Here is a 23,389-nt window from a genome sequence, read left to right on the forward strand (position 1 = left end):
TCTTGAGACATCTGCTCTAGACTACGCTCCTTGGGTAGGTCAAGGTTATCATCGGTTAACGCTGAACCTCCCCACTGCCGTAAGTCAAACCTGACTACCTGATGTTCCTTAACACCTGCTGCAGTAGCAATTGCGTAGGCTGATTTGAGTTCTCGTCGATGTCGCTGCTGATAATCAAAGGAAAGGGCATAACACTCATAACCGTCTCCTACTGATTGATACAAAACTGTAGCAGAGTCTAAACCTCCAGATAACAACACAATTACTTTCTTAGACATGATCCAACCAGATATCACAAGTCTCATCAGGATAATGCCTAATCAAACGTTTTGCACTGTTACTACAACTACCAATTAATAATTTCATTGCTCTGTCAACAGACAACCCACAAACTGACACATAGGGTTAGTGTTCCATATTTCGTCAAACCACAATAAATATAGAACACATGTTTTAAAGGTTCTTTTAGCTTGAGTGGGATGGACAAAGCTTTGAAATTCTTCACATTTATAGTTGCTGTGGTACTATCTGGATGGTTTAAGGCGACTTAGATTAAGTAAATCGACTTATTACCAGTGGTGGAGGAGCAAAAAAGAGTGCAGAATAGTACTTATCAAAGACATCTAGATCATCAAGTCCAGCGCAACTTACCGCAGCCAATCAAAATCGGTGTGATTGGCGTTGGCAATATGGGACAACATCATGCCCGAGTTTTGAGTCTTCTCAAAGACGTTGAAATTGTGGGTGTGGCAGACATTAACGTCGAGCGTGGTTTAAATATTGCCAGTAAGTACCGTGTTCGCTTTTTTGAAGATTATCACGATCTTCTTCCCTATGTAGAGGCGGTTTGCATTGCAGTACCGACCCGTCTACATCATGACGTCGGGATGACTTGTCTACAAGCTGGAGTGCATATCTTAATTGAAAAACCGATTGCCGCTAGTATTGCTGAGGCAGAATCGTTAGTAAATGCAGCAGCAGAGTCCCAATGTATTCTCCAAGTTGGACATATTGAACGTTTTAACCCAGCTTTCCTTGAACTGAGCAAAGTTCTCAAGACAGAACAATTGCTGGCTGTGGAAGCTCATCGCATGAGTCCCTACTCTGACCGAGCCAATGATGTCTCGGTGGTTTTGGATCTCATGATTCATGATATAGATCTATTACTAGAATTGGTAGCCTCACCTGTGACAAGGTTAACCGCTAGTGGCAGCCGTGCTTCTGATTCCGGGTATTTAGATTACGTCACTGCTACCTTGGGGTTTGCCAATGGTATTGTTGGTACTGTCACGGCCAGTAAAGTGACACACCGAAAAATCCGTCGCATCGCTGCCCATTGCAAAAATTCTCTGACGGAAGCTGATTTCCTAAATAATGAGATTCTAATTCATCGGCAAACCACTGCCAATTATATGACCGACTATGGTCAAGTGCTTTACCGACAGGATGGTTTGATTGAGAAGGTTTATACCAGTAATATTGAACCACTCCATGCTGAGTTAGAACACTTTGTCAATTGTGTACGGGGTGGTAATCAACCTTCTGTCGGAGGTGAACAAGCTCTGAAAGCACTGCGCTTGGCCAGTTTGATTGAGCAGATGGCTCTTGATGGTCAAGTTTGGCACAACGTAGACAATGGGAATCATAAACTCCATACTTCCGTCATGACAGTTCCGTGTTAGTGACTTGTTGTTGATTTGTTGTTGATGATGTAGGGGTCAGTTGCACTTGTAACTGACCGACATTAGGGGGAGCCCAATAGGGTAAGGAACAAATAAGTACAAAGTCTGCCTGGACTGACTTCAACAGGGGGTCTTGAATTCGGATTTGCGATCAACCTTTTCCCCTGTGGCTTTGATCATTTACCTGACCAGTGTGATCACTGATGAAGCTACCAAGACACCCCGAAATGTGAGAGCCCTGCGTTTTTAGACCGGGTGTGAAACAGAGCGACTGGATTAATCCAGTCGTATCTCGAACCCATGAAACTATTTAATGGAACTATTTAATGAAACTATAGATATGTCACAATATTTGAAAGGAGGTGATGATCAAGATGTACAAAACAATTCCTGTAAAAGCAGTATTTAATGATGAAGAAAAAGCTTTTTGGCTGTTTCAATGTGAGAATGCTAACAGTCTATGGAATTGTGCGATTTATTACTCTAAACAAAAGCATTACAGTTGGCTAGAGCAACAAGTAGAGGCTTACACCACTTACTGGAAGGAAGATGTACTGCGGTATGGGTGGAGAACTTATAAGTGCGGGGTTAAATACGCAGAGCTTTGTAAAGAGCTGAAAGAAAACCCCCACTACAAAGCCATGGCCGCCCAATCAGCACAGCAAACTCTCAAGTCTGTGGCTGAATCAATTACAAGTTACAACCAATTAGTTGGACTTTACTATAAAGGCCAGGTAGACAGACCAAGGCTTCTTAGATACCGAAAGAAAGGGGGACTAGCAGCTGTTACTTTTCCCAGGCAAGCTCTTACTTACAAAGAAGGTTTATTTTATCCTTCTATAAGCAAAGAGAGTAAATCAGAATTACTTACTGAAATAGCCTTAGAAGCTCCGTATTTTTTTGACCCAGATTGGGTCAAAGAGGTGACTATTCGACCATATTTAGGGCAACTATGGATCCACTGGGTGATAGATGATGAAAAACAGCCGATAGAGGATAACCCAAATCTTGATTATTCTCAGGCATGGAGTTTCGATCATGGTGGCGATAATTGGTTGACCGGTGTATCGACTCATGGAAAGAGTCTAATCCTTGATGGTCGAAAGCTGAAGTCAATGAATCAGGGTTATGCTCGCCTGGTCGCAAAATACAAAACCGGGAAGCCTGAGTTTTATTGGGATACGAACTTAGATAGAGTTCAGCGGAATCGAAATAACCAAATGCGGGATGCAGTCAATAAAGCCGCCCGTTTCATTATTAATCGCTGCCTCAACGACCGCATTGGGAATATTGTAATCGGATGGAATGAACGACAAAAAGACTCAATTAATATAGGTCGAAGAGGTAATCAAAATTTTGTAGTAATTCCTACAAAAAGATTAATCAAAAGGCTGGAACAAATATGCCCTGAGTATGGCATTAAATTGACAGTAACTGAGGAATCTTACACAAGTAAAGCGTCGTACTTGGACGAAGACCCATTACCTAAGCACGGTGAAAAACCCAGTGGATGGCAACCTTCGGGAAAAAGAGTAAGGCGCGGGCTTTATAAGACCAAGGAAGGATACCTAGTTAATGCAGACTGTAATGGCGCGGGAAACATTACTAGGAAAGTAGCCAAACAGTTAGGTCTCGATCTAACCAAGATGGGTAGGGGAGCTTTGACACTCCCGCATAGGTATGACATTTTTAACTCTCTTAAAAAATCATATCGAATGAGCTGTGTTCGCGAAGCGTCGCACGGGAAAACCGCTGCGACTTCACATCCTCATAGAATCCCCCGTGTTTCAACCGGGGGAGATGTCAACTGAGCTGATATAACTTCACTGACTTTCTGATTTCCTTGGGGGCTAAGGTGAATGTGGTCACGGTAAAGTATTTCTGGTGTTTCGGTGTTATTGAACACTGGTAAAAAATCTAGATAAGTAATGTTGTGCTCGCCAGTAAAGTCACTCAAGCGTTTACGGGCTTTTAACTCATAGTCACGAGGTCCTTTGGTACCAATTTCCCGGAGTAGGGGGGTCATCCCTAGCACTAACTTGGCTCCAGCAGCATCAGTTAGGGTCTTAATTTCCCCAATGGCCTTGAGATTAAAGCCAACCCGGTCTCCTGGTTCTGCTCTGACTGCTTCCATTTCAGGAATAGCTGGTGCTCTCAGGAGATAGCGACTCCAGATCTCGGCTATGGCTAAGAGGGGTTTTTGGCTGGGATAATTGCGATCGCGTCCCACTTGTACAGAAGTCGGTGCTGTAGCAAACAAGTCATCGGTATTAATCAGTAATACCACTACATGGGCGTTGAAGGTGCCAAAGCGTCGTAGATAGGCTAACTCATTTCGTGGTCCCCAAGAATTAGCAGAAGCATTAAGGACTTCGACTGTTTCAAATGGTTTCTCCTTGGTTAGACTTGGTAAGACGTCTTTGGTCAGCCATAGTTCTAATTGAGATTGGAGCCGTGCTGATATGGTTTGGTCTTGGTCTGTCCACCAAGCCCCATTGGCAACAGAATCCCCCAGTAGGAACACCCGCAGCATCGATGGCGGTGGGCTAGGAGTAGTGGTGGGACTGCGCATGGAATATTCATTAATGACAATGCGGTTGCCAAACCGTCTGGTGCTTTGGTTAGGGGCTAGCAAGTAGCCAATTTCCTCATCTGCCACATAAATCAGGGGATTACCGAAGCCCAGCAGCCATCGTAAACCCACCTCTAGCGCTACCAAGGAACTGACTAGCACTGCCAAGGTTAATAGCAATACTTTCACAAGAAAATCCTATATATTTTATAAATTTTTCCTATACTTTTCTCTAGGTTTTCAGTACTGAGATCACTTTAAAAGCCGAGTATAACCGCTCAAAGCTGAGTATACCAAGGTTAATCGGTAAATTTCCCCCTGATTTAGCCCTGGCTATAATCGACTTGTTGGTTAGATCCCTGATAACTCAAACAGGAGCGACAAACTATGTCAGACCTCAATCGTGGCATCATGAAGTTTAAAGGAGCTGATAGCCCGAAAGCCGTTGTTATTTCAGCAATTCTGGTTTTGGGCAGTATCAGCGTTCTGATCTGGTGGGCATTGCACAACGCTTACAGCATTGGCTAATTCCGGTCGATTTCCTGAAAAAATTGACAATTCCTAAAAGCTGTGCTAACATTTATAAATGTGAGCTAAAAGGGTCGGTGCCCGAGTGGTTAATGGGGGCGGACTGTAAATCCGTTGGCTATGCCTACGCTGGTTCAAATCCAGCCCGGCCCACCACAATGGTTTGAGATATAACCTAAATATGCTTTTGATAAGTCAGCATAATATTTGCTGATTTTAACCGTTAACTAATTACCATGACTGGTTTGGCCTCGGTAAATCAAAAGCTGATTAATTGATACCTTGGCAGAGTAAATTTGGCCAAAGTACAATAGGCTAAATCAAACCAATAATGTAAATCTAATAATTTCAATCTAGCCCGTGTGGCTCAGTGGTAGAGCACACCCTTGGTAAGGGTGAGGTCACGAGTTCAATCCTCGTCACGGGCTTTTAAGCATAAATTTCCGAATATTTACTAAATTGTACAGTATTGTAGAGTGAGTAATTATTGGTCACAAAGGCAAATACAGCACAATACCCTTTCTAATGATTGTGCTGAGATAGCAAACGGGTACGAATTACGCTGAGATCAGGTTGGATACTAGACAAACGTTGCTGCACTGATTCAGCTAATTGCTCTCTCTGATTTAAGTATGTTTCTACCGCATTTTGGTGTCGAAGGTAGTAGCCAATTGTATTGTAAACATCGGACAAAGATAGAGTCGAGTATCGATGGACAATAGACTCAGGGGATGCACCATCTTGAAACGCTCGAATAACAGTCTCTAGCAAAACCCTTGAATTTCCAACTCGAATCGCTCCGGTTTCATCTTCTCGCAAAGGTGGTGTCTCACGTTCCAAAACGAGGCTCATAGATTAATTTTCCTAAATCCAGTATCAAACCATCGTAACTTACCTCACAGCGCAATTGCTCAGTGAACTTAAAAACACTGTCTCAAAATTGGGCGTTGCTGAATATCGAAATGATTTAACTATAAAGGGGAATTTTATGATAATTTAAATAATAAATAAGAAGCCTAATTGATAAATGCAAGATTTTATTGATGCAATGCGCGAGTGTGGAGAGACCCCCAAGACCTTGCTGCATCGCTTGTTCAGATTTAGAGTAGCACAGAGTGCGTCGATGTAGTCTTGCTAAATAATGTCTCAATCTTGTATTTTCATTTTCTATGAAAGTCATATAAATTTTATTAACCCAAGTTGCTAGTTATGCAGATGCGGTTTGACCGTAGGTCACGCTACGGGAACCCACGAGGGTGTTGAGCTTAACTAATGGTAACTAGAATTGATCATTGATAACTGGTTAAACCTATTACGACAGCAGCGAGTAATTGCTGTGATTCGAGCATCCTCGAAATCCCTAGGCGAGCAGATGGCTAAGACGGTAGCCACTGGGGGTATACGGTTAATTGAAATTACCTGGAATAGCGCTGATGCTCCTGAGCTGATTAGTCAGCTCCATAGAGAATTACCCAACTGTATCATCGGTACTGGCACGATCTTAAACCAATCTCAGTTACATCAGGCAATTGATGTTGGAGCGCAGTTTATCTTTAGTCCCCATGTAGATATACCAGTTATTAAAGCAGCAATAGCTGCTAAGGTGCCAGTGGTTCCCGGAGCACTTTCCCCCACAGAAATTGTGACAGCTTGGGATGCTGGTGCTAGCTGTGTTAAGGTATTTCCGATTCAGGCAGTCGGTGGTGCTAGTTACATCAAAGCCTTACTTGGACCACTCGGTCACATCCCTTTAATTCCTACTGGTGGTGTTACCATAGACAATGCTCAGGAATTGATTAATATCGGAGCGATCGCTGTGGGTCTTTCAGGGAATTTGTTTCCTCAATCCCTGATTGATGAGGGGAATTGGAATGCGATCGCAAAACGAGCAAAACAGCTAAAGCAACGATTAGCCCCTGATTCTCTAAGTTGAGGCTATGATATGGGTGATTTGTTTGATTGACTGCTAAGGTTATATGTTTTTCCACTGGCTAAATCCGTTAAGAAGCTTGTTTGCCAGTTTCCCACTGATGCTAATCGCCTTGGCTGTCTGGACAACACCAGCGTTGACCAATCCTGTAAGTGAGCAAATCGCTACCAGAGTGATGGAACTGCAAGATTCAGAGGAACGCTGGATTGAGATAGACCTAACCAATCAAAGGCTGATTGCTTGGGAAGGTAGACAACCGGTTTATGCAATAATTGTCTCCACTGTTGACACTCCCCGCCCTGGAAGGACGGGGATTCTTGCTTCAACGGGGTGACTTGTTTAACCAGGCCGGAGCCAGGAAAAATAGAGGTCTCCACTCCACAAGCGTATTTGGTCTATGACCTAGGTTTCGGTGTGCCCCACCGTACCTAATCTAGTTAACAAGTTAGATAAACTTTTTCTTGATCTTATGTTTTCGTAGATATCCAAATCGTTAGATTTGATTATGCAATAAGCTGATCTCTTAGCTTATTTTTTACATTATCTACTTATTTTAAGATCATGTTTATCTAGAACATTATTTTTTTTCGCTAGGCTTTTATTTTAACACGATGCGAAAAAAACGTCAAGTCTTAATTTCACAAAAAGCTGTCCTATAAGGACGGGGCGCGATTACCCAAATTTTTTGGTAAAGATTCAACACCTACCCATCCTGGTACATTCACTATTCAATCCAAGCGTCGCAAGGACAGAATGCGTGGTGCAGATTACGATCTGGCTAATGTACCTTATGCCATGTATTACCACCGGGGCTATGCTATCCATGGGGCATACTGGCATCGTAAGTTTGGTACTCCAGTAAGTCATGGCTGTGTCAATGTAGCTGTGGATCATGCTGAGTGGTTATTTGATTGGGCGTCTGTGGGAACACCAATCGTGATTCATCAGGGCGTTGAAGAATTGGCCAATGATGAATGATATCAAGTCTGTTGAATCATTTGAATCATTTCCAAGATCGTTCTTCTTTTTTTGTAATGGGTAATTGCTAAGGGAAATAACCAATTACCGTAAGCATTCAGGCTACCGCTGTCAGCATTCAGCTGACAGTCCTGTTAATTTTTTTAAGAATAGTTGACCAGCTTCTTCCAAATTCCCATCCAGGGAAAATGTCAAGCTGCGGACTCGAATATCACGAATTTTAACATCAAGGGGTTGAGTTAAAGGAGCTGGATATACTAAAACTGCCTCTTGGCAATCTTGTGTGATGGCATAGATTACTACTTGGTTAAAATCCTCACGAGATGGACTAATAGGGATTTTATACTTAGTATCGAGAATGCAGCATGTTTTCTCAGTCGCTACCTCGTACAGTACTAAATCAATGTAAAAATATAATGTCTTGTCGATGTTTACTTTTTCGAGTATCTTAACGCCAAAGCCACTGGGTAAGTGCGATTTTAACCATTCAGCCACAAAGCGTTCATAGAGTTTTGCCATGTTAACTAGAAAGGGCAACATGGTATTACTACCTGTTTTATGACTTGGTCCACTGTGTTCGAGAAAAAAGCGGCAAAGAGCATGTAACCTTTGGTAATTCTGATTGAGCCGATTATAGTTTCGTCCAATACAATCCCTAGCGCTATAAGGTTGTAGGGTGACAAGGTTTTGTAGGGCATGATAGGCTTGGCGCAACATTGGACTTACTTTAGCGCTATATAAACCAGTGCGACAGATACAGTGGAGTGTCCAGGCGATAATCTGATTATCTTCGATGTCACTAGTGTGTTCGTCGTAATGGCAGTTAAGTTTGATATCCCATGGCTTCTGGATCGTTTGCTGTACATCCAAACGCCCCCGAAGGTATGCTAGTTGAGCAATTGTGGGGATGTAGGTGCGGTAGAGTCCTTGGCGAATGCGATCGCGTATGCCATTAATAAGGATACTGACCAGGTAATCGTAAAATTCTTCTAGAGATTTACAATCAATCAACCCCTCTAGAATGTGAAAGCTTCTAAGGTTATAAGCATAGTCCAGCATTCCGAAAAGATTGTTTAGGGGGACTTTCGGCTGGAGTTGGATGCTCAGTTCATTGCTTAGGGGAATATAACCTACCCATCCTTGAGAGGTTAGTTGCCAGTAATCCCCGGTTTTGGAGTATTCGAGATTTACTGTTACCTGATTGCTGTATTTTTGCTGCAATTCATTGATTAGCGATTCTGGAATCTGGTAGCGTGGGATCTTATCTGGCTGATACTCCGTTAGTTTAATTATTTTCATTTTTTATAGGGCTACGCCCAGGGAACAGGGAATAGGGAATAGGGAGTAGGGAGTAGGGAGTAGGGGTAAGAACATTGAATTTACTTCATAAGTATTTGAAACGCTATATTTTTAATTTTTAATTTTTAATTTTATAGTGTCCCAACGAAATTGCTCTAGTTTATCCCGTTGATCGAAAAAGTATTCTTCTAGATATGGCTCAATCTCCCTTCGCCAGATATCTTCAATTTCATCAGCTATAGTTTCTAGTAGAAAGAAGGAGATTCCCAGGGAGTAGTTAGGATCTGCGATCGCATTATTTATTTGTTCGAGTATCTTAATCAATCCATTAACTGGAAAATCCGTTGTTTGGTGATATCGTCTTAAGATTTCATAGTTGGGAGAGAGCCGAATAAATGCAAAGCGACGGCGAAATGCCTGATCAACTAGAGCAATAGAACGGTCTGCTGTGTTCATAGTACCGATGATCCGAACATTTTTCGGGATACTGAATAGTTGATTACTGCCAGCTAAGGGAATTTTTTGATCCCGGTACTCTAGTAGATACAATAATTCTCCAAACACACTAGCGAGGTTAGCACGATTAATTTCATCGATGATTAGAACACAAATTCCTCGCCGAGACTCAGCTTTCTTACAGAATTCTAGGAATCTGCCTGGAACTAGAGGATATCTCAATTCCCCATTTTGACTTTGTGGACGGATACCTTGAATAAAGTCTTCATAGGAATAGGCAGGATGAAATTGGACAAGTTTTGTGAAGCCATCACTTCCACTGATTAAATGGTTAGCAATTTTTTGAGCACTATAGGTTTTACCTGTACCTGGTGGGCCGTAAAAAATTCCTTGTCCTTTGCGTTCAATAGCACGTATCCATGCCTCTAACTCTGCTATATCAAAACCAGTATCTTTAGCACATTCGCTTACCGTATACTCCTCTGGTAACGCTATCCTTGAACCATCAGAGGTAAATTCGATAACCTCCTCTTTACCCGAAAAATTATACCCTTTAACCGCAACCAACCAGTAGCAAAACATATCGAATAAATCATTATCCCTGAGCACTGGTACACCCGGTTGATGCATAGTTTTATCTAAGGCTTTAATCAGCTTCAATCCTGTAGCATTTGCTGCTGGATAATCTGTCAGTCTCTTTCCGTAGGATGTATTAACAAAATAATTGATAACCTGTCGAGAATTATCATTGATTAACAGAAACCTATCTGGTTGCAGCCCATTGAGGAGATTCGTCAGCATTTCCGTCGGAAAACCTTTGGAGTATTCCCCTGTAGAAAACTGATCACAAGCTGCTGATAACTGATTAGGATGCTTAGTGCAGCAACCAACAAATTCAAGGATGTCGTAACCAATCTGCTCTACTAACCTTTGTATCCATTGCTGCTGGGATGTCAGTGTTGACGGCAATTGTAATTCTAAATAATTATCATATTTTCTAGGAATAGTTAGTATCCATGAAGCATCACCCTCACCATATTGACTATTCAACGTAATCGCCAATTCTCTATCAGGGAATAGCTGAAATAGTATCGGTTCTGTTATAGCTTCTCCAGACTCCACTATGGCAGAGATGGCTTCAAAATTCCGACACCAAAGGCGACGCTGCTCCTTGTAGGTTGCCATGTGACTTAACCCAACCGGTGTGTAGGGATATGAACTGATAAATTCCTGAAATAGACTGACCAATTCAGCTTTCTTATCCCCTACCATACTATCCACCTAATTTTTTTTAGAACATGTTTGATAAATTCTAGACTGTTAGTTAGTTAGTCATTGATTATCATTCATGGGTTATTGCATTGCTATTATCCATTATCGATTCTCCATGACCCATTACCAAATCTATTCTTAGCAAAGATTTAGCTAATTGATATAATGCTCTGACCTAATTTCCATTTTATCCTCTACAATAGACTTAAGATACTCAAATTCCCTAGTCGTTAAGTAATGATAAGATTGTGGAGGTCTAAAGTTAGCCCATTTTGCTCTCAAATCTTGTAAGGTTACTGGTGGCTCAAAATGTTCTATGAGTTTTAAGCAGATCCCATAACCGACGGCGGCTTCCTCATAATACTCATTAAAATCTTTTTTTTCTATCCCAGCATTGTCTTTTACTTTATACCAAAGGTTATCCGGGCGGTCTTGAATAACGTCTTCCACTTCAAAAAAACCCGATAAAACCTTATCTGGAGCGGAGACATAAACCACAACAATATCCCCTGCTTCTAATCGAGGACGCACCCGACGAAGTTCAATTTTTTTGGTTCCATTGAATAATTGACTAGCATATTTAGGACGAATTGATAATAACAACACATTGGGCATTGTTAACACTACTTATTTGGGGTGCCTTCTCTATATATCATTGTAAATTGTTCCTGTTCAATCCGCAACGGTGATTGAACTGTTACACGCTTACCAAGTATTTCTTTAATTTCAGCCAAATTTATAGGATTTTTAAACAGTTCAGTATTACTAAATCGAAGGGCCATCAGCTTTTTATTAGGATCATTTTTGGTAAGCTTCATTAAATCTTCTAATTCATATACACCCAATCTGCGAAACTGTTGATGGAGATTTTTAGGTTTGTTGACGACTACTTCATCAAGTCTAGAGCAAGCTCTTACCTGTCCTGTGCCACAATAGTTTTTATTATAGCTTACATACCAAAGAATTCTACCAACAACCCCTGGTTTTAAGCCACCATTACCTCTATGGCTTCGATAATAGACAAGTTCACGTTTTAGCGCCAGATCAGTTTCCGATCTCAATAGGAGCTGGTTAGCTAAGTCTTCATCGAATAATTCCTTTGCCCATTCTGCTTGAATAGGAATGATTATAGTAGGAAGGTCAGCATCAATAATTTTTGCTGGCCACAGTATGCGTTCAACGTCTATAGTTGTTTTTACCGCTTTGGTTAAATTATCAGTTTTGAGGGTTTCAGCAATTTTTAGACAAAAATTATAATCCGGACTTAGATTAGCTAAATTAGTGAGATAGTCGGATAATTCTGTCGCCGTAACCGCAACCGCAAGATTGGCATTTAAATAACCATCCTTAACTTTAAAAAAAGCATCATCTTGAATAGCGCTAAGAATAGTTTGATTCAAATAAGGTTCAGTAATTCGTGTAAATGGCAGATTTTTACTTACTGACAGGGATATAAACCAAAAAATTAAGTAACGCGCTATTGTTTCTTCAAGATGACCTGATCTAACCCGAAAAATTGGCACCTTTAACTCATGAGTTTTATCGGTATGATACGCAATTAAAGCTAGGGGAGTATTGTTTTTGGGAGTATTTTTTGACTGCAGAATAATATAACAATTAAATTTATCGGTATTAGCAATAATATAGCCCAGCCTTCCTTGAAAATCACTAAGTTTTTCTCCCTTAGCAGCAATCAAAAACCTTTGACTCAAGAAAGGTACCTGATCTAATTTATGAACAACTTGTCTAGTGATACCTGTGCCTGCTAAGCGTACAGGCTGATAGTTAATATATTCGTGAAGGTAATCTAGCTTAACAATTAAACTAGTAGGACTAAGGATTGATAAGTTAAATTCCTCATTGATAGCATCTGCGATCGCTAGTATTTGTGAATTACGAGTCAAAAAAAATGGTGCATCTGAAGCTATGGCTATAGCTAACTGACGCTGTTGAGATTCATTGATAGTTACCTGAGTTGATAACAAAACCTTGGTTAGAGCGCGACAAGCTGTTTCAAAGTCTTTCTGATTGTAGGGGAGTTGAGTAAAGGTATCGGCTAACTGGCGTTTACTATTCCTTTGTTTAGTATCATCAATAGTATTGATGACCTTAAATATTTCATTAGTTATACATAACTCCAAGTCAGGTTGTAACCAATCAGCTAGTAGAGAGTCAGATTCTGCCTTTGACCTAGCTTCATCTCCTTGCAAGTCAAAAAACACGCTGGTATCAATGACTGCACATAATTTAGACTCAAGTTTTTGGGTAGCAACCGTAGAAAATAGGGTAGGATGGTCGTGATCGCGCCACCAAACGGTAAGTAGTTTTCCATCCTTGCTCCTTCCGGGTTTTTCAGCCAAAGGAACAAAGTCTAAGTGAGACCACATTCTCTCTAATCCATAATCACGACGGCATTTGAGTTTAATGCCGTAAAAGTCCTGAGTATTCTGACTTAGATAATTAACTAGCTTTCTAGCAATACCGTTACCACGCCATGATGGCTCGATGCATAGATGAACAAGAACGATGATATTATGTCTACGCACCTTCCGGTATAACAAATAACCGGTACACTTTTTTTCAGGAGTAAGAGCCACAAGTATTTGACGACTGAGTGCGTGTTGATCAAAAGCTCCTTCAGGAAAATGACCAAGAGTGGTTGCGTGTGCTCGTCCCAAAGCCTTGACTGTCCTTAGGTGCAGGGATTTTTCATCAATTGTTTCAATTTGAAGCTGTATCTCTTGTGTCACTTTACCAATTACCAATTACCAATGGCCAATTACCAATTACTATGCATGCAATCGACCCTATTGTACGTGATTAAGCATACCTAATCTTACTGGTTAGAAGGAAACCACTTTTGCTCTAGGTTGGTGAGTTCTCCGTCTTCCTGTAATTGCAAAATAATTCGGTTGATTGGCTCACGATAATGACTACCTTGAGGCAAAACTATGCCGTAGTCTTGTTCAGCAAACAACTCACCCACAATCTGGTATTCTCGGTTTTGTGACGTTTGGTAAAGTAACCTTGGTGAATCATAAACTAAAGCCTGCACTTGCCCCGCTTTGAGAGCTTTGTATGCATCTTCCACCTGGTCAAATTCAATTAGCTTGACTGGCTGTTGATTCATATATCTGGCAGAGGTCGTGTCTGCGACAGTACCAACCTGTTTTCCGAATAGATCGATAAGATCAGAAATATTCGATTCAAGTAGTTATATACAATTAAACTTGACTGTTAAGATCAGGTATAGCGCTACGCGCAAGGCAAGAGACAAGAGGCAAGAGGAAAAAGTTGACTACAACAGCTTTTGCTGCTTGTATCAATATTCTAACTTTAATGCGTAGTGCTATATTAGACAAGGGTAAACGGTTCACATAAAGAGTTTTATCAACGTTAATAAACGTAACCAGTAACATAGTTACGTTTAATTATGTCTATAGGCATAAAAAAAATAGCTTAAATTTAACTGGTTTTATCCCTAGATAAAGGAGGCTAACAAAATACTTTGTTAGCCTCCTTTCTAAAAAAAATAACTTGTATAGATTAATGATTAATGGGTCATCGTAAACTAGCAATTACCAATTCAAAATTACCGATTCCCATTAGTCAAGATTCAAAGTAGACCAAGTTATAGAACCCACAATCCCATCAGCATATAATCCTTTCGCTTTCTGATAAGCAATCACCGCAGCTTTTGTCCGAGAGCCAAAATCCCCATCCGTTGCACCAGCATAAAATCCTTGGGTTTGGAGCCGCTGCTGTAGTTCCTCTACTTCTGAGCCAACTGCTCCTTCAATTAAAGGAAGATAGCCAGATGAGGGTTTATCACTACGCCATCTTTCTGAAAACTCTTCCAAGACTTCTTTTGGTAGTTGTTTTTGTAGCCACTCAATCGCTTGTTTTTGGTGAGGTAAGCCACGATAATACTTGTAGGTGTTCACGATAACCACAGGCTGGCGCTTCTTGTTACCTGGTTCAGAAGGAGATTTCTCTGATGGTTTAGAAGAACTTTTCAGTGCGTCCCAGGTCTTTGATCCCACTAATCCATTGGGATTGAGTCCCTCAAACTTCTGAAAGGAAATCACTGCTTTGGTGGTAGCAGGACCAAAAATGCCATCAACTGGACCGGGACTAAACCCTTGAGTTTGGAGGGATTGCTGTAGCTCTTTGACTTTCAGACCAGTGTCTCCTTCTCTGAGATAGTCTTCAACTGAGGAGCCAAGGCGCTGACGAACTTCTCGGCGCAACCGAGGCAATTGACTGTATAACCAATCCCCAGGACATTGGGTTGGTGAAAAGTCTCGATGTCCTTTAATATTATCTGGGCTAATCTTGGTAGTTTTGCAAATCGAAACACATAAATCTACCAAACTTTTCCATTGTTTGGCATTCATCCGGTAGCTGATAAAGGTGCCTTCATTTTCAATTCCCGGTGACTGGTTACCTAGGGTACTACCAGCATGAGCAGAGCTGACAGAACGTCCTTTTTTAATCGCTGATAAGGAACCCTGTCTACCTTCGAGTAAATATCCACCCGTGGTATTCAAAAAGTTGTGACCTGAGTCATCCCAGCCAAAGCCGTCCATGTGGGATTTTTGAATACTCCTAGCCAAACTTCTGGAGCCCCATAAGGTTCCTTTGGATAGATCATTCGGGGCATTGGGAGTAGCAGTATGGTGAATAATAATATATCGTGGTCTAGTAGTATCTGGCCATTTTTTTGGGGGTTTAGCTCCCCATTCTTTTGCTGAAATGACACTAGCAGTGAAAGACATATTGACTTGCGGTCTCCAGTTATAATAGTTTACTAGTGGGCTCCTCGGAATAGGATGCGAGCAATTAACCAAACTATGGATTTGGCTGAGGTGGATTGGCAACTATTCCTGACTGGATTCTAGCCTTCAATTGCGATTATCATCTATGGCAGGTCAGTGTTCAGCGATCAGCGATCAGCGATCAGCGATCAGCGATCAGCGATCAGCGATCAGCTATCAGCTAATGCGCACCCTACTTGAGGTGCTTTTGAATAAAAGAGGTAAGCTTTGGGCTTTGACGACGCTACTTAAGGTGCGAACAGCTTTTGAATAAAATAAGCTGACGGCTGACAGCACCTCAAGTAGCGTGAGCCTTGACCTATGGCCACGCTACGCGAATGGCTCACGGCTGAATGCTTACTATAGCAGTTCTCAATGCTTTTGAAGGTCACAGTTTAGGGTCAACGGTCAAGAAACACCATTTGCACTTCAATGCTGTTGACCTAGTCAACTTAGAAATAGTATTCAATTAAGTAGGTCAACCACAAGTAAGTAAACCATGCCAAAAGCAATCTGGAACGGAGCGTTACTAGCCGAGAGCGACGAATGTGTGGTGGTGGAAGGCAATCAATACTTTCCCCGCGACTCCATCAACAAGCAGTATTTCAAGGAAAGTAGTACCCACACAACCTGTTCTTGGAAAGGTCAAGCTAACTATTATACCATAGTTGTGAATGGTAAAGAAAATAAGGATGCAGCCTGGTATTACCCCAGTACCAAGGAGAAGGCGAAACCAATTGAAGGGTATGTTGCCTTCCGGGGCGGGGTGAAAGTTGAGGTGTAGATGATAAAGGGGGTTTTTAACCGGGATTTGGGAAAATTTTCCCCAGCAGTTGCTATAAAGGCTATAATTTATGCTATGATATAAATCGCAAGGTAAGCGGACGTGGCGGAATTGGTAGACGCGCTAGATTTAGGTTCTAGTGTCGCAAGACGTGAAGGTTCAAGTCCTTTCGTCCGCATCTAAAGGTGCGACCCGTGGCGAATTAAATTCGCCACGGGTCGCACCTCTTTTATGCATAGCTGACTAACCATAAAGGCTCCACTCTCCTTAGGTTTCGTCTCCAGGGATGAATTTCCCCTCAAGTATTTAAGGGAGTAAGCCAGTCTTCCCCAAAGCTTCCAAATACTCAGATAGTGTTAGACCTGCCCTGTCTGCCATCTCTTTTAGGCCGTCCCAGGCAGCATCTGTAGTTCTAACGGTATGTGATTTTTTCGCTTCTCCTGCCATCAACTAATCCACGGAAGCAGACCGAAAGGTCAGGATATCTAGGAGCTGGGTGCGGTGAAAGTCGCACGCCCAGATTTGAAGGAGAGGTGCCCTGGGTAATACCAGGCATCGACTCTAACGAAGTCAGAAGTCAAACTCTTGCGCTTACAAAGGGTGTGAGAATTTTGTCATCTCCTAACTGCCCTGGCGACTGCTATAACTATAGTTAGTTATGAATAGTTAATTTAAAATTGGGCATTGGGATTTGTGCGATCGCGATCGCACAAATCGGGTACGCGATTGGCCTTTGGCCACGCTACGCGTACGCATACATAATATAATCGACTATAAAATACCATTGGCAATTGGCAACCGAGCCATCCTGTTGTTAATTTCCTTAGAGCGTTAGAATTTGTTTTTTAAATTCGATATGGTGATTTATTACAGTCATGATCTTACATAACTAAAAATGTTGTCCAACGTAAATTGAACGAACTTCACCATTGCGTCGAATCACTGCTTCCTGATTATCTACAGAGACTAGAGTCCAACCGCTATTAGCAATTGCTTCCCCCAGCTTAACCCGTTGGGTAACACCATCAATTTTAAACAAAGCAGCAGATTGTTCTCCTAGCTCCAGTAATCCCACCAAGGTATGTTTGATGGCAGGTGATGAGGGTGGGGGAGGTGGGGGCGGAGGGAGTCGGTCAAGAGTAGCGGTGGGCAGGGGGTCTGGGATTGGTGGTGGCGGTAATTCTAGAATAGTTGGTGGTGGTGGTTCTAGAACAGCATTTGACGGTGGTTTCGGGATTGGTGATGGTTTAGGTGTAATTTTAGGGGTGGTAGGAGGGGATGGTTTAACTGGCGCTGATGGCGCTGAGGATGCTATGGCAGGATCAGGGGTTGGAACCTTTTCAATCGGGATGTAATAAACTCGTTCTAAGACACGTTCTTTGACAGCAGTTGGTGGTGCAGTTGGTGCTGAATTATGAGCTACCGGACGATTGGGAGGCGTGGGGTTTGGTAATGATTGGGCGATCACAGGCTTTTTGATAGCTTTTGCTTTGCGGTCAATCACTTCTAGCGATCGCAACATATAGTTAATAAACTGGGCATCAGGTTCTGAGACTTTGCCTTGTTGAACTGATCCCAAAGCCACTAAGTTGTTCAACCATGACCAAGTTAGCTTTCCCTGGCTAGTCAGCCACATCATTGTGATTGCTGATAGGGACAGTAAGGCTAAAGCCCATAGGAGCTTGTCTAAAAACTGACCAGAGTGATCGGCGACAGTACTAGAGTTAGTATCTGCCGTTGTCGTTTGCAACTCACTTGAGGTGGTTTCGGCTAACTCCTGTGTTGAGGGGAGTGGGGATTCCAGAAACGGAATGATTGCCCCTGGTATGGGAATTTTCGGGATTGCTATCGGTTCCAAGGAGACATAGTCTGGCTCAGGGGGTTCTGTCGGCAACTCGCAGCCGTTCTCAATCATTTGGTACAGATCCCCAAATAAATCATCCATTAACCTATCGGCTTCAGCATCTACCGACCATGGCTGAATGGGAAGGGGAGGGTTCAACCGCTCTGTTGATTTTTCTTTGGTAATCACATCCTGAGACATCGATGGTATCTCTCGTTACTATGACTATGACTATATCTTTCAGAAGATTATCTTCCGAGACCCAAAACTAGACTTTTCTATGGGAAAAATCCTCCCATGGTTGGATATCCCGTCTGGTGATCAACCAGGGAGCAATAACGAACCTGAAATTAGGGAGCCACAACAGCAGTGAACTTTCGTTCCCGCACCTCTAGATATACCAGCAAGGCATTGATATCTGCTGGATTAACCCCGCCAACTCTGGATGCCTGACCAATAGTCATAGGTTTGACCTGGCTAAGCTTTTCACGAGACTCCTTGGATAGAGTTTCAATAGCAGCATAATCCAAATCTGGTGGTAACTGCCGATTAGCTTGCCGAGAAACTTGGTCAATTTGCTTTTGCTGACGCTTAAGATAACCATCATATTTTAGATCAATTTCTGCTCCTTCCCGTTCCGACTGATTCAGGTTAGGGTCACCGAGTCCATATTGGTCTAGATTGACATAGTGGAAACCAGGACGACGTAGTAACTCAGCTAAGGTAATCGAGTTTTTGATCTTTTGCTGGGTATCGGATGCGATCGCAATTCCGATTGGATCATGTTCCTTAATCCGTACCGACTGGAGTCGGGCTTTTTCTGTGGTGATGTTTCCCTGTTTTTGTTGATACAGCTGCCACCTACGGTCATCAATCAAACCCAGTTTCCGTCCTAAAGGAGTCATACGGCGGTCAGCGTTATCGGACCGCAATAGTAACCGATACTCCGAACGGCTAGTCAGCATTCGGTAAGGTTCCCGCAGGTCTTTGGTACACAAATCGTCAATTAACGTGCCGATATAGCTTTCTTCCCTAGGAAACACCACCATTTCCTGATGGCCTACATAGCGCACTGCATTAATTCCCGCTACAATCCCCTGAGCTGCTGCTTCTTCGTAGCCAGTGGTACCATTAATTTGTCCAGCGCAGAACAATCCCTCAATTTTTTTAGTCATCAGTGTTGGATAACACTGAGTCGCTGGTAAATAATCATACTCAACCGCATAAGCAGGACGGAGCATAGCGCAATTTTCTAATCCCGGAAGAGTTTGCAATAGCTGCAACTGCAAATTCTCTGGTAATCCAGTAGAAAATCCCTGGATATAGAGTTCTGGAATATCTCGTCCTTCTGGTTCAATAAAAATCTGGTGGCTTTCCTTATCAGCAAAGCGCACAATTTTATCTTCAATACTAGGGCAGGAACGGGGTCCTTTAGCCTCCACCCAGCCTCCATAGATTGGGGATAGATGAAGATTGTCCCGAATCAACCGGTGAGTCTCAGAAGTCGTACGGGTCAGATAGCAATACATCTGCTCTCGTTCGACCCACACATCTGGGTCAAAGCTAAACCAGCGCACCTCCTCATCCCCTGGTTGAGGTTCCAAGTTGCTGTAATCTACGGAGCGCTTATCTACCCGTGCGGGGGTTCCCGTCTTGAGTCGTCCCGTTTCAAAGCCTAAGCGGTTAAGGGTTTCAGTCAACCCAATTGCCGCAAATTCCCCAGCCCGTCCTGCTGACATGGACTTGTTTCCCACCCAGATCCGTCCACCCAGGAAAGTCCCAGTTGTCAAGATTACTGCCGATGCTTGGAAAGCCACACCGAAGTAAGTCTGAACACCTATCACCTGATCATTAGCCCCTAGCACCAAATCCGTGACCATGGCTTCCCGGAGAGTCAAGTTTTCTTGATTTTCTACAATCTCCTTCATCACAGCCGCATATTCTCGCTTATCCGTCTGCGCTCGCAAAGCCCAAACCGCTGGTCCCCGTGAACAGTTCAGTACCCGCTTTTGCAGGTAGGTACGGTCAGCCATTTTGCCAATTTCTCCACCCAAAGCATCTACCTCATGGGTGAGTTGAGACTTGGCCGGTGCTCCCACTGCTGGGTTACAGGGTTGCCAAGCAATTTTGTCTAGGTTGAGGGTAAGTAGGATAGTACGACAGCCCAACCGTGCTGAAGCTAGGGCGGCTTCACAACCAGCGTGTCCCGCGCCAACTACAATCACATCAAAGGCATCTTGGAAATCTACTTGGGAATGCATGGGTCTAAGGAAGGATCAGAAATCAAAGGTGAGGAATTCACTACCATAAAATGGTGTGTTTTTTATAGTTTAATTGAAAAATTTATGGTTTATTTTGATAGTTAACCCTCAACCGTCAACCATCAACCATCAACAACAAACTATTAGTTAACCCTTTCAACCCCAGTTATCCTTCAGTGTAAGCATTCAGCGGTCAGCGGTCAGCGGTCAGCTTAAAATCAACCCAGCGTAGCGAAAAGCTTTGTGGCACAGGCTTTGGCCTTGGCCTTTTGGCCTTTTGGCCACGCTACGCGAACGGCCACGCGTGCGCGTTTGGCCACGCTGTGCGAACGACGCTGTGACTTAACTCAGATTAAACGAATACTTACCTATTGTAGTATTAACGGTTTCCTCCTCAATCATCGTGCCCATAGCACATAAGCTGTTCGCGTAGCGTGCGCGTAGCGCTAATCGCTGTTCGCTGATAACTGATAGCTAATAGCTGATAGCTGATACGCGACACGCTGATAGCTAATAGCTGATAGCTGATACGCGACACGCTGATAGCTTACCCTTCAGTGATAATTTTTGGCACTCTGAAGAAATCACCATCCTGCTCAGGAGCTTCCCTGAACATACAATCCCTGTCAGTATAGGGTTTGAGAGTATCCAGTCGAGTCACATTGCTAATATCAATCGCCCGTGTAGTGGGCGGCACATCCTCAGTATCTAATTCACTCAGCTGTTGAAAATATTCGAAAATACTACTCATCTGAGCTGCCAATTTCTCCTCTTCCTCTGCTTTCAGTTCTAAACGAGCAAGATTGGCAACTTTTTGGACTTGTTCGCGGTCTATCATAATTTGGTTATAAAAAGGCTTAGCCGAAATCAAAAACTATAAAGACTATCGTAAGCATATGCGCTACAGATGGTGCTACTTGAGGTGCGGTCAGCTGTCAGCTATCATGTTTAAAATAAAGCTAGTTCCCGTAGCATGGGCATTGAGCAAACGGGATAATTTAATAGTTCGAGATTAATGATAATTCAAAGTCTGGGGATTTGCCCATCAGCCAAAGACTATGAATCCCTGGCAGTAGAGATAACAAAGATTAAACGAATGCTCATCTGTTTTATTCAAAAGCTTTCCACTTAGCCTGTGCTTAGAGCATTAGCTGATAGCTGATACGCGACACGCTGATAGCTGATAGCTTACAGACTATCAAATTTATTAACTAGAAGCTAGCCGCTAAAAGTAAACATCCATCGTAGAACGACCTGTAGTTTTCAGCCAGTTTTGGGCTTCAATGTAGTTATTAGGAGCAAGGCGAATAGCTCGTTTCCAATAATCAGCCGCTTTGTCATACAAAGCTTCTGCCCCCTCACTATCCCCAGCTTCCTTAGACTGTTCACCTTGATAATGGTAAATTACGGCTACATTATTAAGGGCCTGAGGCATACGGGGGTTGATATCAAGAGCCTGATGATAGAGTTCTAAAGCACGCTCATGCTCACCATTACTGGCTTGAATCAGCCCCATGTTGTAGATAATAAAGCTGCGGTCGTTGGGGTCTTCCTCCAGTTCCAACGCTTTTTTGTAATTATCCATAGCTTCAGCATATTCCCCATCCGCTTGAGCTGACATACCATCTCGGTAATAGACAAAAGCTTCCTTGGCTTGCTTATTGGTAGGCAGAACCTTTAAGAGGATGTCTGCCATCACCGTAAAGGTTTTATCGATAAAGTTATCGTTGCGTTGAGTGCGTGGCATAGTTACGTGGGTCTATAGTCTTCACCTTGTAGATCATCCTATCTCGTCATGTCAGCATTTAGCTATGAACCTCTCAGCAGTTAGCTCAACAATCCAGGAAAACTTAAGCATTGATTGGGCTAACTGCCGCAAGTACATGATTTACCTTGAACACCCCTCAATAAGCTGATATAGCGCGTAGTGCTATAGCTCAAGTCATGCCTGTGTTATAGCAGTCGCCAGGGCAGTTAGGACATGACAAAAGTCTCACACCCTTTGTAAGCGATGCAGAGGTGCGACCCGTGGCGAATTTAATTCGCCAAGGTCAAGCGCACCTAAGCGGTCTTGGGGGTTTCCCCCATGAGCGACTGCATCAAGAAGCGCAAGAGTTTGACTTCTGACAAATGACTTCTGACAAATGACTTCTGCTATACCTAGAGCGTCAACTGACTTACTGTTATAGAACTTCATTAACACATCTATTTATATATGTCAATAAAAATATGTGTTAAAATATCAGTAAAATCACTTAGAATAAAAGCATGGTAGATGAACCCTGATAATTATCCCCGGAGCTCCAGTTTCCGGGGTTTTCTCTAGGGGTCTATTGATAATTAATACAACTTTCGAGGAACGGTCTTGCCGCTAGTCGTCAATCATCCCCTGCTAAACCTTCCGGATAGTGGAGAAGTAACTCAGAAGAAAGAAATGGTAGATGCACCCTAATAATTACCCCCGAAGCTCACGGTTCGGGGGTTTTCTTTGGTAGATGCTGCCATAGACCATAACTTGGCTGTCAGCTAAAAGTAAAGTCCTCTCTAGGTTTAGCAATCATATAGAATCTTTAGCCATACCTTAGCTTCCGGATTTCAGTAACATCACTCAGAAGAAATAAATGGTAGATGCACCCTAATAATTACCCCTGAAGCTCACGGTTCGGGGGATTTTTTTTGGTAGATGTTGCCATCAGCTCCTCAGCTGGCTGTTGGCTAAGAGTAAATTTATCCCGTGGGTTTTGTGATTGATTGACTAGTAAATTGACTAGTAATCCTTCCGGATATCAATCCCATCAATCAGAAGAAAGAAATGGTAGATGCACCCTGATAATTACCCCTGAAGCTCACGGTTCGGGGGATTTTTTTTTAGGTGCGCTTTCCGGATTAAGAATTAAATTCGCCACGGGTCGCACCTGTAGATGTTGTCATCAGCTCCTCAGCTGGCTGTTGGCTAAGAGCAAATTT

Annotated in this window: 24 protein-coding genes, 3 tRNA genes and 2 pseudogenes; 14 read left to right on the top strand and 15 right to left on the bottom strand. The window is 42.7% G+C overall.

The window, feature by feature from the left end; translation table 11 throughout:
- The coding region (locus F6K38_RS04955) for a 7-cyano-7-deazaguanine synthase (RefSeq protein WP_287356196.1) at nucleotides 1–305 on the bottom strand (305 nt) is incomplete at its 3' end.
- A 291-nt stretch (nucleotides 306–596) separates the two neighbouring features.
- Between F6K38_RS04955 and F6K38_RS04960 the strand changes: the two genes are divergently transcribed.
- Complete coding sequence (locus F6K38_RS04960) at nucleotides 597–1,682, top strand: Gfo/Idh/MocA family protein (RefSeq protein WP_287265125.1); 1,086 nt, start codon at nucleotides 597–599, stop codon at nucleotides 1,680–1,682.
- A gap of 374 nt (nucleotides 1,683–2,056) precedes the next feature.
- Entirely contained in the window at nucleotides 2,057–3,493 is a 1,437-nt protein-coding gene (locus F6K38_RS04965; protein ID WP_044494236.1) for an RNA-guided endonuclease InsQ/TnpB family protein, read from the top strand.
- Here the strand turns inward: F6K38_RS04965 and F6K38_RS04970 are convergent.
- Entirely contained in the window at nucleotides 3,451–4,443 is a 993-nt protein-coding gene (locus F6K38_RS04970; RefSeq protein WP_008187804.1) for an SGNH/GDSL hydrolase family protein, read from the bottom strand. The genes F6K38_RS04965 and F6K38_RS04970 overlap by 43 nt on opposite strands.
- A 198-nt stretch (nucleotides 4,444–4,641) precedes the next feature.
- Between F6K38_RS04970 and F6K38_RS04975 the strand changes: the two genes are divergently transcribed.
- From F6K38_RS04975 to F6K38_RS04985, 3 genes are all read left to right on the top strand, one after another.
- Nucleotides 4,642–4,782, top strand: a complete 141-nt coding sequence (locus F6K38_RS04975) for a hypothetical protein (protein WP_008187806.1) — start codon at nucleotides 4,642–4,644, stop codon at nucleotides 4,780–4,782.
- Between the two features lie 71 nt (nucleotides 4,783–4,853).
- A tRNA-Tyr gene (locus F6K38_RS04980) sits at nucleotides 4,854–4,938 on the top strand.
- Between the two features lie 200 nt (nucleotides 4,939–5,138).
- Nucleotides 5,139–5,210: transfer RNA gene (locus F6K38_RS04985), tRNA-Thr, on the top strand.
- A 94-nt stretch (nucleotides 5,211–5,304) separates the two neighbouring features.
- Here F6K38_RS04985 and F6K38_RS04990 read toward each other — a convergent pair.
- Together F6K38_RS04990 and F6K38_RS04995 are read right to left on the bottom strand one after the other, a co-directional pair.
- A complete protein-coding gene (locus tag F6K38_RS04990) occupies nucleotides 5,305–5,634 on the bottom strand; it encodes a DUF433 domain-containing protein (protein ID WP_008187807.1) in 330 nt (109 codons plus the stop codon).
- 115 nt (nucleotides 5,635–5,749) lie between these two features.
- Nucleotides 5,750–5,977, bottom strand: a pseudogene (locus F6K38_RS04995) (IS1 family transposase); the annotation flags it as partial.
- Nucleotides 5,978–6,067: 90 nt separating this feature from the next.
- On the opposite strand from F6K38_RS04995, the gene F6K38_RS05000 reads away from it, so the two are divergent.
- The 3 genes and pseudogenes from F6K38_RS05000 to F6K38_RS05010 all read left to right on the top strand — a co-directional run.
- Complete coding sequence (locus tag F6K38_RS05000) at nucleotides 6,068–6,715, top strand: bifunctional 4-hydroxy-2-oxoglutarate aldolase/2-dehydro-3-deoxy-phosphogluconate aldolase (RefSeq protein WP_008187810.1); 648 nt, start codon at nucleotides 6,068–6,070, stop codon at nucleotides 6,713–6,715.
- Between the two features lie 97 nt (nucleotides 6,716–6,812).
- Nucleotides 6,813–7,046 carry a L,D-transpeptidase gene (locus tag F6K38_RS05005; RefSeq protein ID WP_131827226.1) on the top strand — a complete coding sequence of 78 codons (234 nt, stop codon included), beginning with the start codon at nucleotides 6,813–6,815 and terminating at the stop codon, nucleotides 7,044–7,046.
- 353 nt (nucleotides 7,047–7,399) lie between these two features.
- Nucleotides 7,400–7,690, top strand: a pseudogene (locus tag F6K38_RS05010) (L,D-transpeptidase); the annotation flags it as partial.
- 111 nt (nucleotides 7,691–7,801) lie between these two features.
- Here F6K38_RS05010 and F6K38_RS05015 read toward each other — a convergent pair.
- From F6K38_RS05015 to F6K38_RS05040, 6 genes are all read right to left on the bottom strand, one after another.
- Nucleotides 7,802–8,989, bottom strand: a complete 1,188-nt coding sequence (locus tag F6K38_RS05015) for an McrC family protein (protein ID WP_287356197.1) — start codon at nucleotides 8,987–8,989, stop codon at nucleotides 7,802–7,804.
- A 111-nt stretch (nucleotides 8,990–9,100) separates the two neighbouring features.
- A complete protein-coding gene (locus F6K38_RS05020) occupies nucleotides 9,101–10,717 on the bottom strand; it encodes an McrB family protein (RefSeq protein ID WP_287356199.1) in 1,617 nt (538 codons plus the stop codon).
- 153 nt (nucleotides 10,718–10,870) lie between these two features.
- On the bottom strand, nucleotides 10,871–11,332 hold the full coding sequence (locus tag F6K38_RS05025) for an ASCH domain-containing protein (protein ID WP_008187820.1): 462 nt from the start codon (nucleotides 11,330–11,332) through the stop codon (nucleotides 10,871–10,873).
- Nucleotides 11,333–11,340: 8 nt separating this feature from the next.
- Nucleotides 11,341–13,467, bottom strand: a complete 2,127-nt coding sequence (locus tag F6K38_RS05030) for a GNAT family N-acetyltransferase (RefSeq protein ID WP_287356201.1) — start codon at nucleotides 13,465–13,467, stop codon at nucleotides 11,341–11,343.
- 86 nt (nucleotides 13,468–13,553) lie between these two features.
- Nucleotides 13,554–13,847, bottom strand: a complete 294-nt coding sequence (locus F6K38_RS05035) for a type 2 periplasmic-binding domain-containing protein (protein ID WP_008187824.1) — start codon at nucleotides 13,845–13,847, stop codon at nucleotides 13,554–13,556.
- A gap of 475 nt (nucleotides 13,848–14,322) precedes the next feature.
- A complete protein-coding gene (locus F6K38_RS05040; protein WP_008187826.1) occupies nucleotides 14,323–15,495 on the bottom strand; it encodes a peptidoglycan recognition protein family protein in 1,173 nt (390 codons plus the stop codon).
- Between the two features lie 145 nt (nucleotides 15,496–15,640).
- Here F6K38_RS05040 and F6K38_RS05045 point away from each other — a divergent pair, with 145 nt between their 5' ends.
- The 3 genes from F6K38_RS05045 (at nucleotide 15,641) to F6K38_RS05055 (ending at nucleotide 16,496) form a co-directional block, all read left to right on the top strand.
- Nucleotides 15,641–15,808, top strand: a complete 168-nt coding sequence (locus tag F6K38_RS05045) for a hypothetical protein (protein WP_287356203.1) — start codon at nucleotides 15,641–15,643, stop codon at nucleotides 15,806–15,808.
- Between the two features lie 225 nt (nucleotides 15,809–16,033).
- Entirely contained in the window at nucleotides 16,034–16,318 is a 285-nt protein-coding gene (locus tag F6K38_RS05050) for a DUF427 domain-containing protein (RefSeq protein ID WP_008187832.1), read from the top strand.
- A gap of 96 nt (nucleotides 16,319–16,414) precedes the next feature.
- Nucleotides 16,415–16,496 (top strand) — tRNA-Leu (locus tag F6K38_RS05055).
- Nucleotides 16,497–16,624: 128 nt separating this feature from the next.
- Here the strand turns inward: F6K38_RS05055 and F6K38_RS05060 are convergent.
- Nucleotides 16,625–16,765 (bottom strand): hypothetical protein, encoded by a 141-nt coding sequence (locus F6K38_RS05060; RefSeq protein WP_287356205.1) that lies wholly within the window; start codon nucleotides 16,763–16,765, stop codon nucleotides 16,625–16,627.
- 244 nt (nucleotides 16,766–17,009) lie between these two features.
- Here F6K38_RS05060 and F6K38_RS05065 point away from each other — a divergent pair, with 244 nt between their 5' ends.
- Nucleotides 17,010–17,153 carry a hypothetical protein gene (locus tag F6K38_RS05065; RefSeq protein WP_287356207.1) on the top strand — a complete coding sequence of 48 codons (144 nt, stop codon included), beginning with the start codon at nucleotides 17,010–17,012 and terminating at the stop codon, nucleotides 17,151–17,153.
- 54 nt (nucleotides 17,154–17,207) lie between these two features.
- Here F6K38_RS05065 and F6K38_RS05070 read toward each other — a convergent pair whose 3' ends face one another.
- A complete protein-coding gene (locus F6K38_RS05070) occupies nucleotides 17,208–18,362 on the bottom strand; it encodes a hypothetical protein (RefSeq protein ID WP_008179677.1) in 1,155 nt (384 codons plus the stop codon).
- A 149-nt stretch (nucleotides 18,363–18,511) separates the two neighbouring features.
- Complete coding sequence (mnmG, locus tag F6K38_RS05075) at nucleotides 18,512–20,422, bottom strand: tRNA uridine-5-carboxymethylaminomethyl(34) synthesis enzyme MnmG (protein WP_008179680.1); 1,911 nt, start codon at nucleotides 20,420–20,422, stop codon at nucleotides 18,512–18,514.
- 243 nt (nucleotides 20,423–20,665) lie between these two features.
- Here mnmG and F6K38_RS05080 point away from each other — a divergent pair, with 243 nt between their 5' ends.
- Nucleotides 20,666–20,842 (top strand): hypothetical protein, encoded by a 177-nt coding sequence (locus F6K38_RS05080; protein ID WP_287250779.1) that lies wholly within the window; start codon nucleotides 20,666–20,668, stop codon nucleotides 20,840–20,842.
- Between the two features lie 127 nt (nucleotides 20,843–20,969).
- On the opposite strand, the gene gatC is transcribed toward F6K38_RS05080, so the two are convergent.
- Both gatC and F6K38_RS05090 read right to left on the bottom strand, forming a co-directional pair.
- Entirely contained in the window at nucleotides 20,970–21,260 is a 291-nt protein-coding gene (gene gatC / locus F6K38_RS05085) for an Asp-tRNA(Asn)/Glu-tRNA(Gln) amidotransferase subunit GatC (protein WP_008179681.1), read from the bottom strand.
- A 387-nt stretch (nucleotides 21,261–21,647) separates the two neighbouring features.
- Complete coding sequence (locus F6K38_RS05090) at nucleotides 21,648–22,169, bottom strand: photosystem I assembly protein Ycf3 (protein WP_287250777.1); 522 nt, start codon at nucleotides 22,167–22,169, stop codon at nucleotides 21,648–21,650.
- Nucleotides 22,170–23,185: 1,016 nt separating this feature from the next.
- On the opposite strand from F6K38_RS05090, the gene F6K38_RS05095 reads away from it, so the two are divergent.
- Nucleotides 23,186–23,389, top strand: a 204-nt coding sequence (locus F6K38_RS05095; protein ID WP_287356209.1) for a hypothetical protein, incomplete at its 3' end; no start/stop codon positions are given.

Origin of the sequence: Moorena sp. SIO3B2 (genome assembly GCF_010692525.1) — a bacterium.
GTDB lineage: Bacteria > Cyanobacteriota > Cyanobacteriia > Cyanobacteriales > Coleofasciculaceae > Moorena > Moorena producens.

Excerpts from the sequence above, each read along its gene's own strand:
- F6K38_RS05050 (WP_008187832.1), top strand. The coding sequence starts at position 16,034 with ATGCCAAAAGCAATCTGGAACGGAGCGTTACTAGCCGAGAGCGACGAA.
- F6K38_RS05040 (WP_008187826.1), bottom strand. The coding sequence starts at position 15,495 with ATGTCTTTCACTGCTAGTGTCATTTCAGCAAAAGAATGGGGAGCTAAA.
- mnmG (WP_008179680.1), bottom strand. The coding sequence starts at position 20,422 with ATGCATTCCCAAGTAGATTTCCAAGATGCCTTTGATGTGATTGTAGTT.
- F6K38_RS05005 (WP_131827226.1), top strand. The coding sequence starts at position 6,813 with ATGCTAATCGCCTTGGCTGTCTGGACAACACCAGCGTTGACCAATCCT.
- F6K38_RS04965 (WP_044494236.1), top strand. The coding sequence starts at position 2,057 with ATGTACAAAACAATTCCTGTAAAAGCAGTATTTAATGATGAAGAAAAA.
- F6K38_RS05090 (WP_287250777.1), bottom strand. The coding sequence starts at position 22,169 with ATGCCACGCACTCAACGCAACGATAACTTTATCGATAAAACCTTTACG.
- F6K38_RS04975 (WP_008187806.1), top strand. The coding sequence starts at position 4,642 with ATGTCAGACCTCAATCGTGGCATCATGAAGTTTAAAGGAGCTGATAGC.
- F6K38_RS04990 (WP_008187807.1), bottom strand. The coding sequence starts at position 5,634 with ATGAGCCTCGTTTTGGAACGTGAGACACCACCTTTGCGAGAAGATGAA.
- F6K38_RS05060 (WP_287356205.1), bottom strand. The coding sequence starts at position 16,765 with ATGGCAGGAGAAGCGAAAAAATCACATACCGTTAGAACTACAGATGCT.
- F6K38_RS05020 (WP_287356199.1), bottom strand. The coding sequence starts at position 10,717 with ATGGTAGGGGATAAGAAAGCTGAATTGGTCAGTCTATTTCAGGAATTT.
- F6K38_RS05015 (WP_287356197.1), bottom strand. The coding sequence starts at position 8,989 with ATGAAAATAATTAAACTAACGGAGTATCAGCCAGATAAGATCCCACGC.
- gatC (WP_008179681.1), bottom strand. The coding sequence starts at position 21,260 with ATGATAGACCGCGAACAAGTCCAAAAAGTTGCCAATCTTGCTCGTTTA.
- F6K38_RS05070 (WP_008179677.1), bottom strand. The coding sequence starts at position 18,362 with ATGTCTCAGGATGTGATTACCAAAGAAAAATCAACAGAGCGGTTGAAC.
- F6K38_RS05035 (WP_008187824.1), bottom strand. The coding sequence starts at position 13,847 with ATGAATCAACAGCCAGTCAAGCTAATTGAATTTGACCAGGTGGAAGAT.
- F6K38_RS05025 (WP_008187820.1), bottom strand. The coding sequence starts at position 11,332 with ATGCCCAATGTGTTGTTATTATCAATTCGTCCTAAATATGCTAGTCAA.
- F6K38_RS05045 (WP_287356203.1), top strand. The coding sequence starts at position 15,641 with ATGGCAGGTCAGTGTTCAGCGATCAGCGATCAGCGATCAGCGATCAGC.